This is a genomic window from Prochlorococcus sp. MIT 0604, from assembly GCF_000757845.1.
GTDB lineage: Bacteria > Cyanobacteriota > Cyanobacteriia > PCC-6307 > Cyanobiaceae > Prochlorococcus_A.
Genome location: NZ_CP007753.1, coordinates 1 through 18,961, shown reverse-complemented (window position 1 = coordinate 18,961; position 18,961 = coordinate 1). Strand labels below are relative to the sequence as shown.

Annotated in this window: 16 protein-coding genes; 4 read left to right on the top strand and 12 right to left on the bottom strand. The window is 30.8% G+C overall.

The window, feature by feature from the left end; translation table 11 throughout:
* Nucleotides 1-13: 13 nt before the first annotated feature.
* Nucleotides 14-733: a nucleotide exchange factor GrpE gene (gene grpE / locus EW14_RS00080; protein ID WP_042849492.1), complete on the bottom strand. Its 720-nt coding sequence runs from the start codon at nt 731-733 to the stop codon at nt 14-16.
* 75 nt (nt 734-808) lie between these two features.
* Nucleotides 809-1,303 carry a peptide-methionine (R)-S-oxide reductase MsrB gene (msrB, locus tag EW14_RS00075; protein ID WP_042851261.1) on the bottom strand — a complete coding sequence of 165 codons (495 nt, stop codon included), beginning with the start codon at nt 1,301-1,303 and terminating at the stop codon, nt 809-811.
* Nucleotides 1,304-1,325: 22 nt separating this feature from the next.
* On the opposite strand from msrB, the gene dusA reads away from it, so the two are divergent.
* Complete coding sequence (gene dusA, locus EW14_RS00070) at nt 1,326-2,330, top strand: tRNA dihydrouridine(20/20a) synthase DusA (protein WP_042849491.1); 1,005 nt, start codon at nt 1,326-1,328, stop codon at nt 2,328-2,330.
* Here dusA and EW14_RS00065 read toward each other — a convergent pair.
* The 6 genes from EW14_RS00065 to EW14_RS00040 form a co-directional block, all read right to left on the bottom strand.
* Entirely contained in the window at nt 2,327-2,956 is a 630-nt protein-coding gene (locus tag EW14_RS00065) for an RNA-binding protein (RefSeq protein ID WP_042849490.1), read from the bottom strand. The two genes, dusA and EW14_RS00065, sit on opposite strands and share 4 nt — an antisense overlap.
* A gap of 113 nt (nt 2,957-3,069) precedes the next feature.
* Complete coding sequence (gene argH, locus EW14_RS00060) at nt 3,070-4,449, bottom strand: argininosuccinate lyase (protein WP_042849489.1); 1,380 nt, start codon at nt 4,447-4,449, stop codon at nt 3,070-3,072.
* Between the two features lie 62 nt (nt 4,450-4,511).
* Complete coding sequence (locus EW14_RS00055; protein ID WP_042849488.1) at nt 4,512-5,855, bottom strand: PP2C family protein-serine/threonine phosphatase; 1,344 nt, start codon at nt 5,853-5,855, stop codon at nt 4,512-4,514.
* 67 nt (nt 5,856-5,922) lie between these two features.
* On the bottom strand, nt 5,923-7,176 hold the full coding sequence (ftsY, locus tag EW14_RS00050; RefSeq protein ID WP_042849487.1) for a signal recognition particle-docking protein FtsY: 1,254 nt from the start codon (nt 7,174-7,176) through the stop codon (nt 5,923-5,925).
* Between the two features lie 66 nt (nt 7,177-7,242).
* Nucleotides 7,243-7,860, bottom strand: coding sequence for a transcription antitermination factor NusB (gene nusB, locus EW14_RS00045; protein WP_042849486.1), 618 nt, complete (start codon nt 7,858-7,860; stop codon nt 7,243-7,245).
* Nucleotides 7,861-7,863: 3 nt separating this feature from the next.
* On the bottom strand, nt 7,864-8,598 hold the full coding sequence (locus EW14_RS00040) for a DUF502 domain-containing protein (RefSeq protein ID WP_042849485.1): 735 nt from the start codon (nt 8,596-8,598) through the stop codon (nt 7,864-7,866).
* 145 nt (nt 8,599-8,743) lie between these two features.
* Here EW14_RS00040 and queG point away from each other — a divergent pair, with 145 nt between their 5' ends.
* The 3 genes from queG (at nt 8,744) to EW14_RS00025 (ending at nt 13,079) form a co-directional block, all read left to right on the top strand.
* Nucleotides 8,744-9,700: a tRNA epoxyqueuosine(34) reductase QueG gene (gene queG / locus EW14_RS00035; RefSeq protein WP_042849484.1), complete on the top strand. Its 957-nt coding sequence runs from the start codon at nt 8,744-8,746 to the stop codon at nt 9,698-9,700.
* Nucleotides 9,697-10,560: a tetratricopeptide repeat protein gene (locus EW14_RS00030; protein ID WP_042849483.1), complete on the top strand. Its 864-nt coding sequence runs from the start codon at nt 9,697-9,699 to the stop codon at nt 10,558-10,560. The genes queG and EW14_RS00030 overlap by 4 nt, the downstream gene beginning before the upstream one ends.
* 77 nt (nt 10,561-10,637) lie before the next feature.
* Nucleotides 10,638-13,079, top strand: coding sequence for a DNA topoisomerase (ATP-hydrolyzing) subunit A (locus tag EW14_RS00025; RefSeq protein WP_042849482.1), 2,442 nt, complete (start codon nt 10,638-10,640; stop codon nt 13,077-13,079).
* On the opposite strand, the gene purF is transcribed toward EW14_RS00025, so the two are convergent.
* The 4 genes from purF to dnaN are packed head-to-tail and all read right to left on the bottom strand — an operon-like array spanning nt 13,076 to nt 18,793.
* Nucleotides 13,076-14,536, bottom strand: coding sequence for an amidophosphoribosyltransferase (purF, locus tag EW14_RS00020; RefSeq protein WP_042849481.1), 1,461 nt, complete (start codon nt 14,534-14,536; stop codon nt 13,076-13,078). The genes EW14_RS00025 and purF overlap by 4 nt on opposite strands.
* 47 nt (nt 14,537-14,583) lie before the next feature.
* Nucleotides 14,584-16,923 carry a phosphoribosylformylglycinamidine synthase subunit PurL gene (gene purL / locus EW14_RS00015; protein ID WP_042849480.1) on the bottom strand — a complete coding sequence of 780 codons (2,340 nt, stop codon included), beginning with the start codon at nt 16,921-16,923 and terminating at the stop codon, nt 14,584-14,586.
* 3 nt (nt 16,924-16,926) lie between these two features.
* Nucleotides 16,927-17,634 carry a PRC-barrel domain-containing protein gene (locus EW14_RS00010; protein ID WP_042849479.1) on the bottom strand — a complete coding sequence of 236 codons (708 nt, stop codon included), beginning with the start codon at nt 17,632-17,634 and terminating at the stop codon, nt 16,927-16,929.
* Nucleotide 17,635: 1 nt separating this feature from the next.
* The gene (gene dnaN, locus EW14_RS00005; RefSeq protein WP_042849478.1) at nt 17,636-18,793 is read right to left on the bottom strand and encodes a DNA polymerase III subunit beta; all 1,158 of its coding nucleotides are present in this window, start codon (nt 18,791-18,793) and stop codon (nt 17,636-17,638) included.
* Between the last annotated feature and the right edge of the window lie 168 nt (nt 18,794-18,961).

Here is an 18,961-nt window from a genome sequence, read left to right as displayed (position 1 = left end):
AAGAATTTGGAATTTATACATCTTCAGATGTATTTACCTCTGAATCAGTTCCCTCTTCAACTGTATCCTTTTCTACTTCCTGTTGTGAATTTTGTTTACCAGGTCCCATAGAAACCTTAACCAAAGCATGTCTCAAAATCTTACCTTCAAGATGATATCCTCGCTGCAATTCTTCAATAATGAAATCTTCATTAAACTGTTCACTAGGCTCTCTTAATACAGCTTCATGCAAGCTTGGATCAAATTGCTGACCAACAACTCTCATAGGTGACACCCCCTGTTGTTTTAGAACTTCTACCAATTGTTTATACAATCCTTGATAACTTCTATGCAAAGCTTGAGCTTCTTCACTTTCTGGTTTTAGTTGTTGTCTTGCTCTTTCAAAATTATCAACAATTGGGAGTATTGAAGTTAAAGTTTTAGAAACAAGTTGGACTTTTAAATCATCCTGATCTCTAGACTGCCTTTTTCTAAAATTATCAAAATCTGCTGAAATTCTTATATATTGATTTTTTAATGTTTCGTGCTCTTTTTCTAACTGTTCTAACCTTGCATCATTATTGGAAATAGTATTTTTTAATTCTTCGGTATTTAATTTTTCTATTTTTTCTGAAGATAATTCATCATTTTCGATTATTTTATCTTCAGCAGATGAAGTATCCTCAGGGACATTATGCTGATTAGAAACATCATCTTCTTTAATATCAATATTGTCTGATTGATTTTCAATCATTTTTATAAAAATTTAATAAAACTATTCTCCAATAAAGTGATGCACAAAACAAGTTGCGGAAGGCCGCACAAATTTTTACTCAGGAACAAATCTTAATGCTAATCCGTTATTACAGTATCTTTTGCCTGTAGGAAGTGGCCCATCATTAAAAACGTGTCCTTGGTGACCTCCGCATCTAGAGCAGTGATATTCGGTTCTTGGGACAATCAACTTAAAATCAACCTTTGTTGCAACTGATCCTTGGATTGGATCCCAAAAACTTGGCCATCCAGTGCCGCTATCAAATTTTTTATCTGAGAGAAAAAGTGGTAAATCACATCCTGCGCAATGAAAAATCCCTTTTCTTTTTTCATTATTTAATTCGCTACTGAAAGCTCTTTCAGTTCCCTCCTCCCTCAAAATATAATAGGATTCTGGGCTTAGCCTGGATTTCCATTCTTCTTTTGATAAATTCCACTCCTCTTTAGAAGCAAGCGAAGAAGCTAAAACTTGCATAGGCTTAAAAAATGTTTTTAGTATTGACATAGTAGGAATTAGAATAAAAGTTCTTCTTGATAAAAATTGATTCATATATTTACTCACATAAAAAGAAATGAGTTCCATACATTCTGATTCTATTAAAAATATTCATAAATTAAGTATTGCTCCAATGATGGATTGTACTGATAAACATTTCAGAATGATAATGAGAAAAATAAGTTCTAAAGCTCTCTTATATACAGAAATGATTGTGGCCCAGACTTTAGCTCATACAAATAAAAAAGAAAATTTTCTGGATTTCAATGATGAAGAACACCCAATATCCATTCAATTAGGTGGCGATGACCCTGAAATCCTTAAAGAGGCTGCCCTAATGGCTCAAGATTGGGGTTATGACGAAATAAACTTTAATGTTGGCTGTCCGAGTCCAAGGGTCTGTTCTGGAAATTTTGGAGCTTCACTTATGAAAGATCCTGAGAAAGTAGCAAAATGTATAGAATCACTAAAAAATAATTCTCATTTACCTGTTACTATCAAACACAGAATCGGTGTCGATAACGAGGATAGTTTCGTTAATTTAAATAATTTCGTAAGAATTATCGCAAATGCCGGCGCAGACCGATTTACAGTTCATGCAAGAAAAGCAATATTAAAAGGTCTAAATCCAAAACAAAACAGGACGATACCTCCACTAAATTACAACATAGTAAAAAAATTGAAAAAATCAAATCCAGAATTATTAATAGAAATTAATGGGGGTTTAACAAATATCGACGAATCATTAGAAGCCCTAAATGATTTTGATGGAGTCATGATAGGAAGGTCAGTATATAAACATCCCTTAAGATGGTCTGAAATTGATCAAAAAATTTATGGAATCAATACAAAACCTAAAAATGCTTCAGGTGTTATATTCTCCTTAATTCCATACATAGAATCGCATTTAAGTAACGGAGGAAAATCTTGGGATATTTGTAAACATCTTATAAATTTAGTTGAAGGTATACCAAAGGCTAAAATTTGGAGGAATCAAATTTCAAATAAATCTATAAGAAAAGAATTAAATATTGAATACTTATTTAAATTAACAACAGAGCTTGAAGAAATGGGTTTCTAACTTGTCTCGTTTGAAGCATTGCTCTCATTGGACATTCCCCTTTTTCTCCTGCTCCTGCCACTTTCATATTCAGAGTTTTCAGAAGAATTTCCATAACTTCTATCTTCCCAACCTTCTGCTCCAGAAGATTTATTAGTGTAAGAGCTATTAGATTCGAAACTACCGCCGCCATAGCCACCGCCATTATTACCACCACCGCCATAGCCACCGCCATTATTACCACCACCGCCATAGCCACCACCGCCGTAGCGACCGCCATTATTACCACCGCCGTAGCCACCGCCATTATTACCACCACCGCCATAGCCACCGCCACCATAGCCACCACCATTATTACCACCGCCGCCGTAGCCGCCTCTTCCTCCCCTACGAGATCCGCCAGAACCTCTTGGTTCGGCTTTATTAATTCTTAAAGGCCTACCCATAAGTTCCGTGCCTTGCAAACCATCAATAGCGGTAGACTCAATCGCCTCATCTGCCATTTCAATAAATGCAAATCCTCTTTTCCTTCCAGTATCTCTCTCCAAGGGAAGAGAGCAATTTAGAACTTCACCAAAAGGTGCGAATAACTGTATCACATCTTCACGCTCTGCGCGGAACGGCAAATTGCCAACAAAAATACTCACTTTAAACTCAACAAAGAAAATTTACCTTAAAAAAACTACAATTTGTAGTCCCATAATATTGCCTTACCATTCTACTTCAAAGCATACCCATGTTGTAGGAAAATAATTGAGATTCAAATTAACAATTTCTTTTGCCAATTATTTAGCTCTTTTTCTACCTGAACAAAACCTGTACCGCCTTCGCTATTTCTTGATTTAACGACATTAAGAGGTTTAAGATCTGAAAAAACATCCTCATCAAATTCTGGATGAAATTTTTTAAATTCATCAACTTTGAGATTTTTAAATAATATTTCTCTCTCCAGGCAATATTTAACAATTTCACCAACAACTTGATAAGCAGTCCTAAAAGGAACATCTTTACCAACTAAGTAATCTGCCAAATCGGTAGCGTTAGAAAAGTCATTTTCTACAGAATCAGATAAATTTTTAATATTAAATTCAATGCCATCATTAATTAAAATAGTCATTGCTTTCATACAAGAAGATATTGTTTCTACAGTATCAAATATTGGCTCTTTATCCTCTTGAAAATCCTTATTGTATGAAAGTGGTACCCCTTTGACCATAGTTAACAATGCCTGAAGATGTCCATACACTCTTCCTGTCTTACCTCTTATCAATTCTGGAACATCAGGATTTTTTTTCTGAGGCATTAAACTACTTCCCGTAGCACATTTATCTGTTAATTTTGCAAAAGAAAATTCATCAGTTACCCATAAAATTATTTCCTCTGAAATTTTACTTAAATGTGACATTGACAAGGCAGAAGCAGAAACAAATTCTATACAAAAATCTCTATCGCTAACTGCATCAATACTATTTTTATAAATCTTTTCAAAACCCAATTCTGCAGCTGTAAAATGCCTATCTATTTTTATTTTTGTTCCTGCTAATGCTGCAGCTCCTAAAGGAGAAATATTAACTCTTGAACGTACTTCTTTAAACCTCTCACGGTCTCTTTGGAGCATTTCTATGTAAGCCAATAAATGATGAGCCAAAGATAGTGGCTGAGCTCTCTGCATATGGGTATATCCAGGTATTAATGTATAAATATTAGATTTCGCAAGATTTAAAAAGGATTTTTGTAAATCGGTTATTAAAATTTCTATATTATCAATCTCTTTTCTTAGCCACAATCTTATATCTGTACCAACTTGATCATTTCTACTTCTGCCTGTATGTAATTTCTTTCCAGTTTCGCCAATTAAACCTATCAATTTTTCTTCTATACAATAGTGAATATCTTCAGAGGGTGGACTAGGAGAAAACTTACCCTCCAAATAATCAACTTTTATTGACTCTAGACCATTAACAATTTCCGAAGCTTCAGAAGAGGATAAAACTTGCGTTTTGCCAAGCATTTTCGCATGAGCAATAGAGCAATCTAAATCTTCTAAAATAAGCTTTCTATCAAAACCAATAGAGGCATTAAACTTTTCAATAAAAGGGTCAAGTGCATTATCAAACCTTTTACTCCAAACTTTTGCCATATTAATTATTAGCTTTAAGTATCTCTAATAAAGCATTTTTTTATATAAGTGACAAAAAATATCTATGTCAATTGAAAAATAATCATCGATGCATCATCTTCCAGATGTCTATTTTGCCCTGTAAAATCGTCTAACTTTTTATATATTTTATTTAAAATTTCTTGGGATGTATAAGATTGCTTGCATAATTTTGTGAGAGTTTTAATTAACCTTTCCTCATCAAATCTTTGCCCTAGAGAGTTAGAAGTGTCAATTACTCCGTCTGTGTAATAAAGAACTAAATCATTCTCATTAAGCTTAATTTCACCACAATGATATTCAGCATCTTTTTGTAGTCCAAGAACAAATCCTTCGGCATCTAATTTTATAATTTTCTGATCTAAACTTTTCCAAAGCAGAGGAGGATTATGAGCTGCATTAGCGAATCTCAATTTTCTGGTTCTAGGGTCATAATCCGAATAAAACAATGTCACAAATCTATGAGATTGATCTAAATCATTTATTGCTAGTTGGTTCAAATCATGCAAAATTCTATCTGGAGGCAGGCCTGTAAGAACTTCTGCTCGTAACATTCCTCTTAACATAGTCATTAAAAGACCGGCTGGAAGCCCTTTACCCATAACATCACCTATTACAAAGGCCCATCTTGATTTTTCTTTTCGTTTTTCAGAGATATTCGTCTTTAAGCAAATAAAATCATAGTAATCCCCTCCAAGCTGAAGAGCAGGTCTACAGTGTGCAGCTAGATCTATACCATGAATAATTGGACAATAATCAGGGAGTAATTGAGATTGAATTTCGGCACCAGTCGAAATCTCTCTATCTACTTTTTCATGCTTTTTCTTTGTTTTTAATAAGTAGTAATTCTCTAATCCAACAGCAAGACAATTTGCAATAAAATTAAAATTACTATCTTCAGTAATCGACTGCTTAGTTATGTCTTTACTTAAAATGTAAATAAATCCTCTACATTTTCCTCTAGTTAATATTTTTTTTGTTTCAATTTTATATTCTTGAAAATCATTTTTTAAAGCATTTTCAAAGGTTAGAATTTCTTTTATTTTAAAATTTTTTGAAAATTGAAATTTATTCAAAAAACTATTAATTTCTTCTTGTATTATTAAATATTCTTCTTTAGCAGAAATTTTTATATTTTCATGCCATATTCCGCCCTCATAATTTAAAGGAATAATTAAAATTATATTCTCTGAAAAAATATGTTTAAAAATTAAGCATACATAATCGAGTAATTTATTTATGTTGGAAAATGATTTTAAGTAATATGCTAATGAAGAGGCAATTTCAGCAAATTTATATTTATTTTTTAAAGTTACTGTAGATTGATTTTCTAAAAAATTTTTAATAAATTTGTTCGAAAATATTTTTTCTCTTTGATTATTTGTCAAAACAAATTTAATAGATAAGTATGTTTTAACATTAAATTTTAATTTTTAAAAAAAAATTATTTAATTTTTATTTATCTGCAAGCATAGCCTCTATAAATTCATAACTATTGAATGGTCTTAAATCTTTTATACCTTCTCCAGCTCCAATAAACCTTATAGGCAAATTTACTTCTTCAGATACGGCTAGAGATACTCCTCCTCTAGAAGTCCCATCTAATTTAGTAATAATTGCACCACTCAAATCTGCTGATTTAGCGAAACTTTTTGCTTGCTTTAAACCATTTTGACCCTGACTTGCGTCTAAAACTAATAATGATTCAACGATTGAATCTGGAACCTTTTTATCAATAATTTTTTTTATTTTTGCTAATTCATCCATCAAATTATTTTTAGTTTGCAGTCTGCCCGCTGTATCAACAAGTAATAAATCAACATTTCTTTTTTTTGCAGAATTAATTGCGTCAAAAACTACAGCAGCTGGATCAGCATTTTTTGATTGATTAGATATAACGTCAACATTACTTCTATCTCCCCATACTTTGAGTTGTTCTACTGCAGCCGCTCTAAAGGTATCAGCAGCAGCTATCAATGTTTTATAATTACTTCTAGATGACAAATATGCTAATTTTCCTAACGTAGTAGTTTTACCAACACCATTAACTCCTACTAATAACCAGACATTTAACTTCCCTTTTTGGGGAACTAAAATATCTCTACCCGAATTTTTTATTGGTTTATCAAGAATTAATTTTAATTCCTTCTTCAAGAATTTTATTCCTTCTTCTCCACCAACGACTTCCTCATTTAATTTTTTTCTGAGAGAATCTATTACTTTATCGGTCGAATCAATCCCTACATCAGCTCTAATTAAAAGCGTCTCTAAATCATCAAGAGATTCAGGAGTAAGAGGATCATCTCCCAATCTATCCAATAATTCAGTAACAAATCCTTTTCGAGTTTCTTCTAATCCTCTTCGCAATTTGGTTAACCAATCAATTTCATCAATCGATATTTGATTTATTTTTTTTCCTTGAGCAGCCAATACCATTGCAGACCAAGTAAAATTATCATCAAACTCTCCTAATTCAGGCTCAGAAATAGTTTTAGACTTTCGAAGAATATTTTTTTTACTAGCAATATTAATAAGCTTTTGCTCTTCCTGTTTTTCTAATTCTTGCTTTTGCTCTTCCTGTTTTTCTAATTCTTGCTTTTGCTCTTCCTGTTTTTCTAATTCTTGCTTTTGCTCTTCCTGACGCTTTTTTAAAAGTGCATATGCTTGTGCAGCCCACTCGCGAGAATTATCGGAATCAGTATCGGTCATTATTATTTGTAATTCGAAATTAAAATTTTTAAAATACTATTTATTTATATCAAATAATAATAACAATTAAATTGTTTGTAATCTCCTTAAAACTCCATTAATAAATTTTCTTCCTTGCAAATCACTATATTTATTAGCTAGATTGACTGCCTCATCACAAGCGACAGCTACAGGTGTGTTCAAAAAATTGATATCCACGTAGGCCAATCGCAGAATATCCCTATCAATTCTTGGTAATCTTTTTAATCTCCATCCATCCATTACTTCGTCGATATCTGAATCAATACTTTTAAGATTGTTAATTATATTACAAATCCTTTGATTAACATCCTCTCTAATATCAATTTGGCCGCTAGAAACAATTAATTTTGGAAAATCTAAAGTAACTGAGAGGGTATTCATTACAGTTTCAATTTTTGTCAGAGAGTTTTTTAACTCATCTCGCACATTTGAATAAGAGAAATCAAAACCTTCTTGCAATTCACTATCTAATATATTTTGTGAAGCATTTTCTAACTCAGACTCGCAATTATCTAATTCGTCTCTGCAATGATTTATTAGAGTATCCAAAGCAGATTCAAAAATTTCTTCTATCTGAAATTTATTTAATTGCAAATCACCTTTATCTTTTATAAGGCCAAGAGAAATTAAAGATAATTCTCGAGAAAGGGATCTATTATGCATCAATTAAGAAGAAGTATTACTGGAAGATCGTAATTGAGAAAACAATTTTGAAAATGTTGGATTTGTTGTATTATTTTTTTCATCTGGATTAACTATACCAGCTGAAATTATTGTTCTAAAAGCATCTTCAACAGAAATATCCAAATCTTTGACAGAAGACTCAGGAACGAGTGTATACCACCCAGTAGTTGGATTTGGTGCTGTAGGTATAAAAACACTAAGTAACTTTTCTTCTAATTCTGGCTGCAGAGAAGGACCTACATCTCCAGTTACAAAGCCTACACTGTATAGTCCCTCACGAGGATATTCAACTAAAACAACTCTTCTAAATCTATTAGATTTATTGCTTAAGAAAGTTTCTAACAATTGTTTAAGAGTTTTATAAACAGCTCCAGCTACTGGAATTTTTGATAAAGTGCCTTCTCCAAATTCTAATAACCATCTTCCTACAAAATTTCTCGCCATCAAGCCTATAAGCAAAATAGCTAATAAAGGAACAGTTAAACCTAAAGTAAGATTTATTAAATCTTGTAATAAAGGATTTAATGTAATAAAGGGATTTAATTGCTTTGGAACTGAAGTAACTAATGTTAAAACAAATTTACTTACTAAAGATGACAGCCAGATTGTTGTTGCTAAGGGTATAACAACTAACAAGCCAGCTATAAGATCATTTTTTAGATCTTGTTGAAGCCTAGATCCTAAATTGGAATCTTGATTTTGATTAGATTCAACCAAAATAACGTTTCTAACTATATTAACTTTACTTATAATTTAACTGTTTTTAATGAGTTAGGATATATTTTTTTTAAATATATCTTTTTTTATTTATAAGTTTATTCTTCAAAATAACTTTTAAAAGAAGTACTATAAAATTTGAGAAATGATTAATACAGTACAAGAAAAAAAAGAATTAAGTAAAAAGTTAAAAGAAAGAGCTATTTTTGAAGGCTTTACAATTGCTGGAATAGCTTCAATTCCAGGAAGTTCGCGTATAAAATTAAGAACTAATGCTTTAGAGAGATGGTTATCAAATAATAACCATGCTGAAATGAAATGGATGGAAGCAGAAAAAAGAAGAGATATAGGTTTACTTTTTGAAAATGCAAAAAGTGTTTTAAGCGTTGGATTTGCTTACATTAATTCACAAAACAACACCAATAGTTTACTCAAGGTAGCTAAATTTGGCCAAGGGGAGGATTATCATAAAGTTATTCACAAAAAATTAAAGAATATTGGTAAATGGATCAACCTAGAAATTCCTGATTGCAAATGGAAAATATGTGTTGATACCTCTCCACTTCTCGAAAAAGCATGGGCTGAAGAAGCAGGGATTGGCTGGATAGGTAAAAATAGTAATTTAATAAGCAAAAAAAATGGTTCTTTTTTTACTTTGGGTTTTATGATTCTTACAAAGGATTTAATCCCAGATAAACCTCATGAATCACTTTGTGGAAAATGTGATAAGTGTATTGAACATTGTCCAACAAATGCGATAGTAGAACCCTTTGTAATACAATCAGATCTATGCATTGCGTATCACACAATAGAAAACAGAGATAAAACTATTCCAAAGAAAATAGAAAAAAATTTAGATGGATGGATAGCAGGATGTGATATTTGTCAGGATGTATGCCCATGGAATAAATCAGTGCCATACAACAATAATTATGAGACGACACCGAAAGAATGGATTAAAAATCTTAATAGTGAATCGCTAAATTGGGACGATAAAACTTGGGGGGAAAAACTCAAAGGAACTACATTAAAAAGAATTAAGCCATGGATGTGGAAAAGAAACATAAAAGCAAATCTAAAGAATAAAAAAATTAAAATATGAAACAGTTTTTTAAAAAAATTCTCTGGATCTCCTTGATCGGTTTTTACTTTTTTCGAATAGAAAAAGTTCAAGCAATAGTACCCTATTATTATTTCCCAACAATAAAAAATTTACAAAAGCAAAGTTCATATATTGGAAAAAATGCATATCAAATGCTTTATTTTGGGCAATATGAAAACAGCCTTAACTTAGCAAAATTAGCTATAAAAATTAATGGAAGAGATGAAAAATTATGGTTAATTTTAGCTGAAGCACAAATAGCTAACGATCAATACAAAAACGCATTAAATTCTCTAAATAAAGCAGAACAGATCAATTCAAATACTAGCGAAATATATTTTGCTAAAAGTAATATTTACTTAAGAATTTCCCAACCAACAAAAGCAAAGATTGCTTTAGAAAAAGGATTAAAGATTGAGCCTAATAACCATAAAGCTATTTTTCAATTGGGAAATATCTTATTAATAGAAAAAAATTATTTGGGCGCTATCAAATTGTTTGATAAATCAATAAAAATTAAACCTAATTTCTGGCAAGCAATAAATAATCAAGGTTTAGCTTATTTCGAAAAAAACAATATAAATCTATCCATCAAACTTTTTAAGAGTGCAATCTCAATTCAGGAAAATGCTGAACCATTACTAGGACTTGCCTCTTGTATAAGAATTAATGATACTGAGTTAGCAATTAAGCTAGCAAAAAAAGCTTTGGCTAAAGATCCCAAATATGTCAATTATGATTATAGAAAAGAACAATTATGGGGAGAGAAATTACAAACCTCTACAGAAATTCTTTTGCAAAATGAAAAACTAAAAGAAGATGTAATACTGGCAAAAACAAAAATAATTGAATCATCTTAATTTTCAATACTGGTAAATATTGTTTTACCTATTAGTCTTAATTTAGTTAATCAATAATTTTTTAATTTTGCGCTCTAATGGATAAGAAAAACTTCACTTCCATCTCACTTCAAGAAGAAATGCAACGTTCTTATTTGGAGTATGCAATGAGCGTAATAGTTGGACGTGCTCTACCTGATGCAAGAGACGGTCTTAAGCCTGTGCAAAGAAGAATACTTTTTGCGATGTACGAATTAGGATTAACACCTGATAAACCATTTAGAAAGTGTGCGAGAGTTGTGGGAGATGTACTTGGAAAGTACCATCCTCATGGCGATCAAGCAGTATATGATGCATTAGTAAGGCTAGTACAAAATTTTTCTACAAAATATCCTGCTCTTGACGGCCATGGAAATTTTGGATCTGTAGATAATGATCCACCAGCAGCAATGAGATATACTGAAACCAGATTAGCTCCGATAGCTCATAAAGGTTTTCTTGAAGAAATTGGATCAGAAACAGTAAGCTTTTCAAATAACTTTGACGGTTCTCAACAAGAACCAGATGTTCTTCCGGCCCAACTTCCATTTTTATTATTGAACGGCTCATCAGGTATTGCTGTCGGAATGGCAACAAACATACCTCCTCACAACCTAGGAGAAATTGTAGATGGTTTAATTGCTTTAGTAAAAAATAATGATATTAGTGATAAAAAACTTTCTACCATTATTAAAGGTCCTGATTTTCCTACAGGCGGAGAGTTAATTTATAGTCCAGCAATAGAAGAACTTTATCAAACTGGAAAAGGATCTATAACGATGAGAGGAGTTGTAAATACGGAAGAGGTAAATTTAGGGAAAGGGAAACATAAAAAAAATGCATTAATCATTACTGAACTTCCTTACCAAAGTAATAAAGCAGGTTGGATTGAAAAACTCGCAGAACTTGTTAATACAGGAAAAATTGATGGGATCTCAGATATTAGAGATGAAAGCGATAGAGATGGTATGAGAATTGTAATAGAACTAAAAAAAGATTCTAATTCTGAACTTGTTATTTCTAATTTATATAAAAAAACAACTCTCCAAACAAACTTTGGCGCAATATTCTTAGCTTTAATTAAAGGCAAACCTGTACAACTAAATCTGAAAAAATATCTTAACTATTTTCTTGAATTTAGAGAAGAAACTATTAGAAAAAGAACTTTTTATTTTCTAAGAAACACTCTTGATAAATTAGAAATATCAGAAGGTTTATCTAAAGCTACAAAAAACATAAAAAAAGTTATCGCAATTATTGAAGAATCAGAAAATTCTGTGCAAGCTAGATCAAAATTAGTAGAAAATTTTTTCTTAAGTGAAAAACAGGCAAATTCAGTTTTGGATATGCCACTAAAAAAATTAACAAATCTAGAAAAAAATCAAATTGATAACGATATAAAAAATTTAGAAGGAAAAAAGAATTATTTTCAAAAATTATTGAACGAAAGAGAATTATTACTTGAATTACTTATAGAAGAATTATTAATATTAAAGAAAAAATACAATGTTATACGTAAAACAAAAATAATTAAAAATATAAATCAAAATGAAGAATTAGAAACGCTTAATAATCAGATATTAGAAGAACTTATAAATAAAAAAACAAAATTATACATAGACAATAGACTTTATTTAAAAAAGATGATTTTAGGTAATTACAAGAAATCGTTTGAGGTTGTAAATAAAATTATAGATAATAAAAATATTCAAAAATTTATATGTAATATTGAAAAAAATATAAAATTAATTGGAATCACGAATACGGGAAAAGTATTTAATATTGATTGGGAATCAAATATTAATAAAGACTATAAATTAGATAATAAAATCCTTGGAAATATTCATCCTAGTGAAATAATAAATTTTCATTCAATTAAAAAAGAAACTAGAAATTATTTATGTATATTAAATTCAGATGGAAGATTTAAAAAAGTTTTATTTGATGAAGATATGATTAAAAGCAATAGATCTTTCACAATTACAAAATTAAAAAATAATTTAAAAACAATTGATTCTTTTATTTCTAATGAAAGCAAAGATTTAATAATATTAACCTCGATAGGAAGAATTTTTAAATTTAATTTATCAAATAAATTTTTAACTCCAACTTCAAAACAATCCCAAGGATTAATAATTGCAAAACTTTTACCATCTGAAAAAATCGTTTCTTGTTGTACATTTAATGATGGAGAAAATATTTTTTTAATATCTAAACAAGGAAAAATCTTTTGCATAAATAGTAATGAAATTTACTGCTCAAATGAATACAGTTTGGGATATTTGAATGAAAAAATCCAACTTAAAAACGATTACTTCCTCAAAATAATGGCAAGTAACCATTACCTTGATATTGAAACTAATAAAAATAAATCTGCAAGATTAGACCTAAATAAATTAAATTTCAAATCCAATAAATCAAACTTTTTAATTGATTTTTTAAAATTAGATTATGATGAATACCTTGAAAATTGTTTCCGACTTGAAAACTTTCTTGACTAAGATTTATATTCATTTTCAACCCAATTTAAGTATTCTTGATTTACTGTTCCAGTTACATAATCACCAGTAAAACAACTCATCTCTAAACCTTTAATGGGAGAATCACCAATTATAGATTTACGCAAACTTTCAACACTTTGATAAACAAGGTTATCAATTTCCAGTTTATCGGCGATTTCACTTATTGTCCTATTATGAGCTATTAATTCATCTCTATTAGGCATATTAATTCCATAAACGTGAGGATAACGAACAGGAGGCGCTGCTGATGTAAAAAAAACTTTATTTGCTCCTGCATCTTTAGCCATCTGGACAATTTCTTTTGAAGTAGTACCTCTTACTATCGAGTCATCAACAATTAATACATTTTTATTTTTAAACTCTGCACTCATGGCATTTAATTTTTGCCTTACAGATTTCTTACGTTTCTGCTGACCAGGCATTATGAATGTTCTGCCAACATATCTATTTTTAAAAAAACCTTCCCTATATTCTATCCCTAACTGTCTTGCAACTTGCATTGCCGCGGGTCGAGAAGAATCAGGAATAGGCATAACTACATCAATATCTCCAGAATTGATTGTTTCTTTTATTGTTTCTGCTAAGTAATCTCCCATCTTTAAACGAGCTTTATAGACTGAAATTCCATTCATAATTGAATCTGGCCTAGCTAAGTAAACATATTCAAAAGCACAAGGAAATAACATCGGATTTTCAGAACATTGCTTCGAGAAAAACTCCCCATCAAGATTTATAAAAACAGCTTCTCCTGGATCTACATCTCTCACTACTTCATAATCATTATTTTCAAGTACTAAAGATTCGCTTGCAACCATCCATTCTTCTTTTTTTGTGGTTAATGAAAGTCTTTTCCCTATGACTAATGGCCTAATACCAAAAGGATCTCTAAATGCTAATAAACCATGTCCTGAAATTAACGCAATTGAAGCATATGACCCCTGAATCCTTTTATGTAAAGATTTGACCGCATTAAAAATAATATCAGGTTCTAATTCTTGATTATTAATTTGTTCTTGTAATTCTGTCGCAAATACATTTAACAACATTTCAGTATCACTTGAAGAATTTGTATGCCGTTTGTCGACATTAAATAACTGTTTTTCTAAATCTCTGGTATTAGTCAAATTTCCATTATGTATCAAAACAATTCCATAAGGAGCATTAACATAAAAAGGCTGTGCTTCTTCTACACTTTCTGCTGATCCCTTTGTTGCATACCTAACATGACCCAATCCAATTTTGCCAATTAAATTCCTCATATCTCTAGTTCTATAAGCAGTATTAACCTGACCTTTAACCTTATGTATATGAAAAACAGTATTTTCCATTGTTGCTATACCTGTTGAGTCTTGACCTCTATGCTGCAAAAGCAAAAGACTATCGTAAATTTGTTGATTTACATCATTTGAAGAAACGATTCCAACTATTCCACACATAACTTAATATCTTAAAATAATTAATAGTTGAGAAATGTTTTTCATATTTAAAAGTAATCTGAAATACTATTATTAAATTTTTCGGTTAATTCCTCAACCCTAATTTTGCAAATATTTTTTTCGTTGATTTTTATCTTCAGCGTGTCACTAGATACGTATCCTATTTTTTTTACATAAACACTTGATGGGAAATTTATTTGCTTTTGTTTTAAATAATTCAACCATTCATTTTGTTTCATTTTACTAATTGAAAAAATAATTCTAGAACCTCCTTCTGCAAACAATAAATTATCAACTCTATTTAAATCTTCCTCTAATTCTATAGTGGCACCCCTTGCAGACAAGATACAAGACTCTGCTAAAGCTATAGCTAAACCTCCGTCACTTATATCGTGAGAAGAAACTACAAATCTGTTTAAAATCGCATTTCTTAAAAAACTCTGGCAAAACTTTTCATCCAACAAATCTATTTTTGGAGGCCGACCTGTAATTTCTCCATGAAAATATTCCAGATAAGAACTAGCTGCAATTGTTATTTCTGATTTGGAAGAACCAATTAACCAGATTTGATCTTCAATATTTTTCCATTCACTACTTATAGCTTTTTCGACATTATCTATCTTTCCAACCATTCCAATAACAGGAGTAGGATTGATAGGAGTAATTAGATTATCATTATTTTTGGATTCATTATATAAAGATACATTACCTCCTGTTACAGGAGTTTCTAAAGCTTTACAGGCTTCAGCAATTCCATTACATGAAGATGAAAGTTGCCAATATCCTATTTCATTCTCAGGGGAAGAAAAATTTAAATTATTTGTAATTGCTACTGGTTCAGCACCAACACAACTCACATTTCTAGCGGACTCTGCAACGGCAGCGATAGCTCCTCTAAAAGGATCAAGCGAAACCCATCTACTATTGCAATCAACTGAAGCAGCGACACCAGAAAATACTTTACTTTTATTTTTTTTATTTTGTTCCCTTAGTCTGATTACAGCTGCATCTGATTTTCCAGGTTTAAAAACTGTATTTGCCTGCACTTGAGAGTCATATTGTTTAAAAATCCATCGTTTAGAAGCTATTGAAGGATTAGAAAGTAATTTTAAAATAATTTCTGAATAAGAGAAATTCTTATTTTCCTTAAATGAAAATATTTTTTGCTCATGAATATCTGGTAAATTATTTTCTTTCCATTCCCATTTCTTTAAAAGGTAATCAGGTGGATTTTTCATCACATTGTGAAAATTTACGGGGGTATCATCAGATAAAGCAGAAGTAGGTATTTGCGCAACAATTTCACCTTTATGAGAAATAATTACCTCATTAGTTCCTATTACTTGACCAATTACATTGGCATATAGTCCCCATTTATTAAACTTTTCGATAAGTCCATTAACTTTTTCTTCTTGAACGACAAACAACATTCTTTCTTGCGATTCAGATAATAAATATTGGTATGAGGACATATCATCTTCTCTAGAAGGAACCAAATCTAAATCAATAGATATACCTAAATTTCCACTTGCAGCCATTTCTGCACTACTGCATGTTAAACCTGCAGCACCCATATCTTGAGCTGCAATTACATCTCCTGTTTTAAAAGCCTCTAAACAAGCTTCAATAAGACTTTTCTCAATAAATGGATCACCCACCTGAACTGCTGGTCTATCATCTAGTGAGGTTGTAGTTAATTCTGAACTAGCAAAACTAGCACCACCAACTCCATCTCTGCCAGTAGTATTACCAACATATAACACTGGTGATCCTACATTTTTAGCTCCAGAACAAACGATTTCGTCAGTCTCTAAAAGTCCTAAAGCCATAACATTCACTAGAGGATTTCCAGAGTAACTATCATCGAAGTCAATTTCACCTCCAACAGTCGGCACACCTACACAATTTCCATAATGCGCGATACCTGATACAACTCCTCGTAGTAAATCAATATTTGATGATTTATCAAGATTGCCGAATCTCAATGAATTCAAAACTGCGATTGGCCTTGCACCCATTGTAAATATATCTCTTAAAATTCCTCCTACACCTGTTGCTGCGCCTTGAAAAGGTTCAATAGCTGAAGGATGATTATGACTTTCTATTTTAAAAACAAGTTTTTGATTATTTCCAACATCAATAACGCCAGCATTTTCTCCAGGTCCAACTAAAACATTTTTACCTTTAGTGGGAAACTTAGATAGTAAAGGTTTTGAATTTCTATAACAACAATGTTCGGACCACATAACGCCAAACATGCCCAATTCAGTTCTATTAGGCTTTCTCTTTAATCTTTTGCAAATTTCTTCGTAATCATTAAGTGTTAAATTTTCAACTTGTAGTGCTTCATTAAGATCATATAGATCATTATTTTCTTGATTTATCATTATTTATATCCAAGGGTCATCTTCTTTTTTTTCACTAAACGGTATAGATGTTCTGTCATTATTATAAAAACTTTTTTGTTTAAAATCTAAGTTTTGGCTAATATCTTCATCTTCTTCAAGCCATTCCTCTAATCTATTAGAAGCAATATTTTTCATATCATCAAATCTATCAAAAATTTTTTTCCCTTTTTGCATAAATTCATTTTTAATACTTGATTTTATTAAAGATAAATCATCTAAAGAATTAATTTCACAGAATACCAATCCCGGTTGTTGATCACTGATATTATCAATAGTTAATTTCCATCTACTAGAACCTGGAATCTTAGGACTAGATCTAGAAACTAAGTAATATTTAATTTTTCCCGTTTTCATTTCAAATAAAAAATCTGCAATGACTCCTATTTTTGATCCATTTATATTTATAAGATTAGCTTCTACTAAAGTTGGGAACCTATTTAAAGTTGCTAAATCCGAAATAGCTGGATCGCCTTTGACATAAATTTCATTATCTATTATTTGAGTAATTTGATTTAATCGCCAAACATTTCTTTTTAAATCAAAATTTGAAGGACGAGAATACCATCCTAGAATCCGGTGAACTGGAGGGTGCATCCAAACATTTTCACCATTTCCATAATTAAGGACCATATTACCCTTAACACTATAATTTAGTAATTCACTTAATAAAATTTCTCTAGGTAATTTCAAATTAAGAACGAACCTGCACAGGCATAACTAAATAAGTAAAAGAATTGAGATTATCTTCTGGCACAAAAACAGCTGGAGTAGTTGCAATATTGCACTTTAAAAGTACATTTTCAGAAGCAATAACTTTTAAACCTTCTAACAGATATCTTACGTTAAATGCAATATCAAAATTATCTCCAGAATAAGAAACAGGTATTGATTCATTTGCGTTTCCAATATCTTGAGCATCTGCGCTGATTGAAGCTAAATCTGTATCATCTAATTTAATCTTTACAACACTACTTTGCTGATCAGCCAAAACAGCAATCCTTTCTAATGCATCAATTAATTTTTTCGTATTAAAATTCAGAATTTTAGAAAAAGAATCAGGAATTAATTGTGAATAATTAGGATAAGTACCTTCTAAGGTCCTTGTAGTAATTATTTGATTGGAAGATATAAATACTACTTGACCCTTATCATAGAAAAGCTTAATTGAATTTTCTGAGCTTCTCAAAGATACTAGTTTTTCAATTTCTCTTAATGATCTAGTTGGGATAGTTACTGAAAAATTATCATCCTTTAAAGATAAGTTTTCTTTATTTTCGATATGTTCTTCATTACCAATTAAAGCAACAGCCAATCTATGGCCATCTGTAGAAGCAGACTCTAGATAATTTGTTTTGAAGGTAAAATTAACACCTGTGAGTAGTTGCTTTGAATCATCATTACTACTAGCAAAAATGGTGGATTTTAAAGCCTTTAAAAAAGAACTAGGATCAATATTCAAAGAAGTCCCACTTTCAACAAATGGTAAATTAGGATATTCATCAGAGGGGATCCCTTTAAGGTTAAAAGAACCTCTGTCACTCTTTATGAGAATATTATCTGAATTCTCATCAACTACTAAAGAGACAGGAGTTTCATTAGGTAGTTTGTTTACTATTTCGGATAAAAGTTTTGAGGGTATAGTAATAGCTCCACTATTTTTAACAGTTCCATCGAAAGAAGTTTGAATTCCTAAATTAAGGTCAAATCCAGTCATGCTAACTTTATTTGTTCCTTCGTCAGCTGTTAAAAGTATATTTGCAAGAATTGGATGCGTTGGTCTTGAAGCAACTGCTTTACTCACTAGTTGTATAGCATTATTTAATTCATTTTGATTACAAATAATTTCCATCTTAATTTGGAACTTTTTACAAATACAATATACTTTTTTCGTAAATTAAATTCAATAAATTAATTTTTTACTTTTTTCTAATATAAAAATAATTAATAAAATAAAAAATTTAGTAGTAGTAGTTATTGTGGGAACTGTGGAATTCTTATATAAAATACGTTGTATACA

Excerpts from the sequence above, each read along its gene's own strand:
- grpE (WP_042849492.1), bottom strand. The coding sequence starts at position 733 with ATGATTGAAAATCAATCAGACAATATTGATATTAAAGAAGATGATGTT.
- msrB (WP_042851261.1), bottom strand. The coding sequence starts at position 1,303 with ATGAATCAATTTTTATCAAGAAGAACTTTTATTCTAATTCCTACTATG.
- dusA (WP_042849491.1), top strand. The coding sequence starts at position 1,326 with ATGAGTTCCATACATTCTGATTCTATTAAAAATATTCATAAATTAAGT.
- argH (WP_042849489.1), bottom strand. The coding sequence starts at position 4,449 with ATGGCAAAAGTTTGGAGTAAAAGGTTTGATAATGCACTTGACCCTTTT.
- ftsY (WP_042849487.1), bottom strand. The coding sequence starts at position 7,176 with ATGACCGATACTGATTCCGATAATTCTCGCGAGTGGGCTGCACAAGCA.
- nusB (WP_042849486.1), bottom strand. The coding sequence starts at position 7,860 with ATGCATAATAGATCCCTTTCTCGAGAATTATCTTTAATTTCTCTTGGC.
- queG (WP_042849484.1), top strand. The coding sequence starts at position 8,744 with ATGATTAATACAGTACAAGAAAAAAAAGAATTAAGTAAAAAGTTAAAA.
- EW14_RS00030 (WP_042849483.1), top strand. The coding sequence starts at position 9,697 with ATGAAACAGTTTTTTAAAAAAATTCTCTGGATCTCCTTGATCGGTTTT.
- EW14_RS00025 (WP_042849482.1), top strand. The coding sequence starts at position 10,638 with ATGGATAAGAAAAACTTCACTTCCATCTCACTTCAAGAAGAAATGCAA.
- purF (WP_042849481.1), bottom strand. The coding sequence starts at position 14,536 with ATGTGTGGAATAGTTGGAATCGTTTCTTCAAATGATGTAAATCAACAA.
- purL (WP_042849480.1), bottom strand. The coding sequence starts at position 16,923 with ATGATAAATCAAGAAAATAATGATCTATATGATCTTAATGAAGCACTA.
- dnaN (WP_042849478.1), bottom strand. The coding sequence starts at position 18,793 with ATGGAAATTATTTGTAATCAAAATGAATTAAATAATGCTATACAACTA.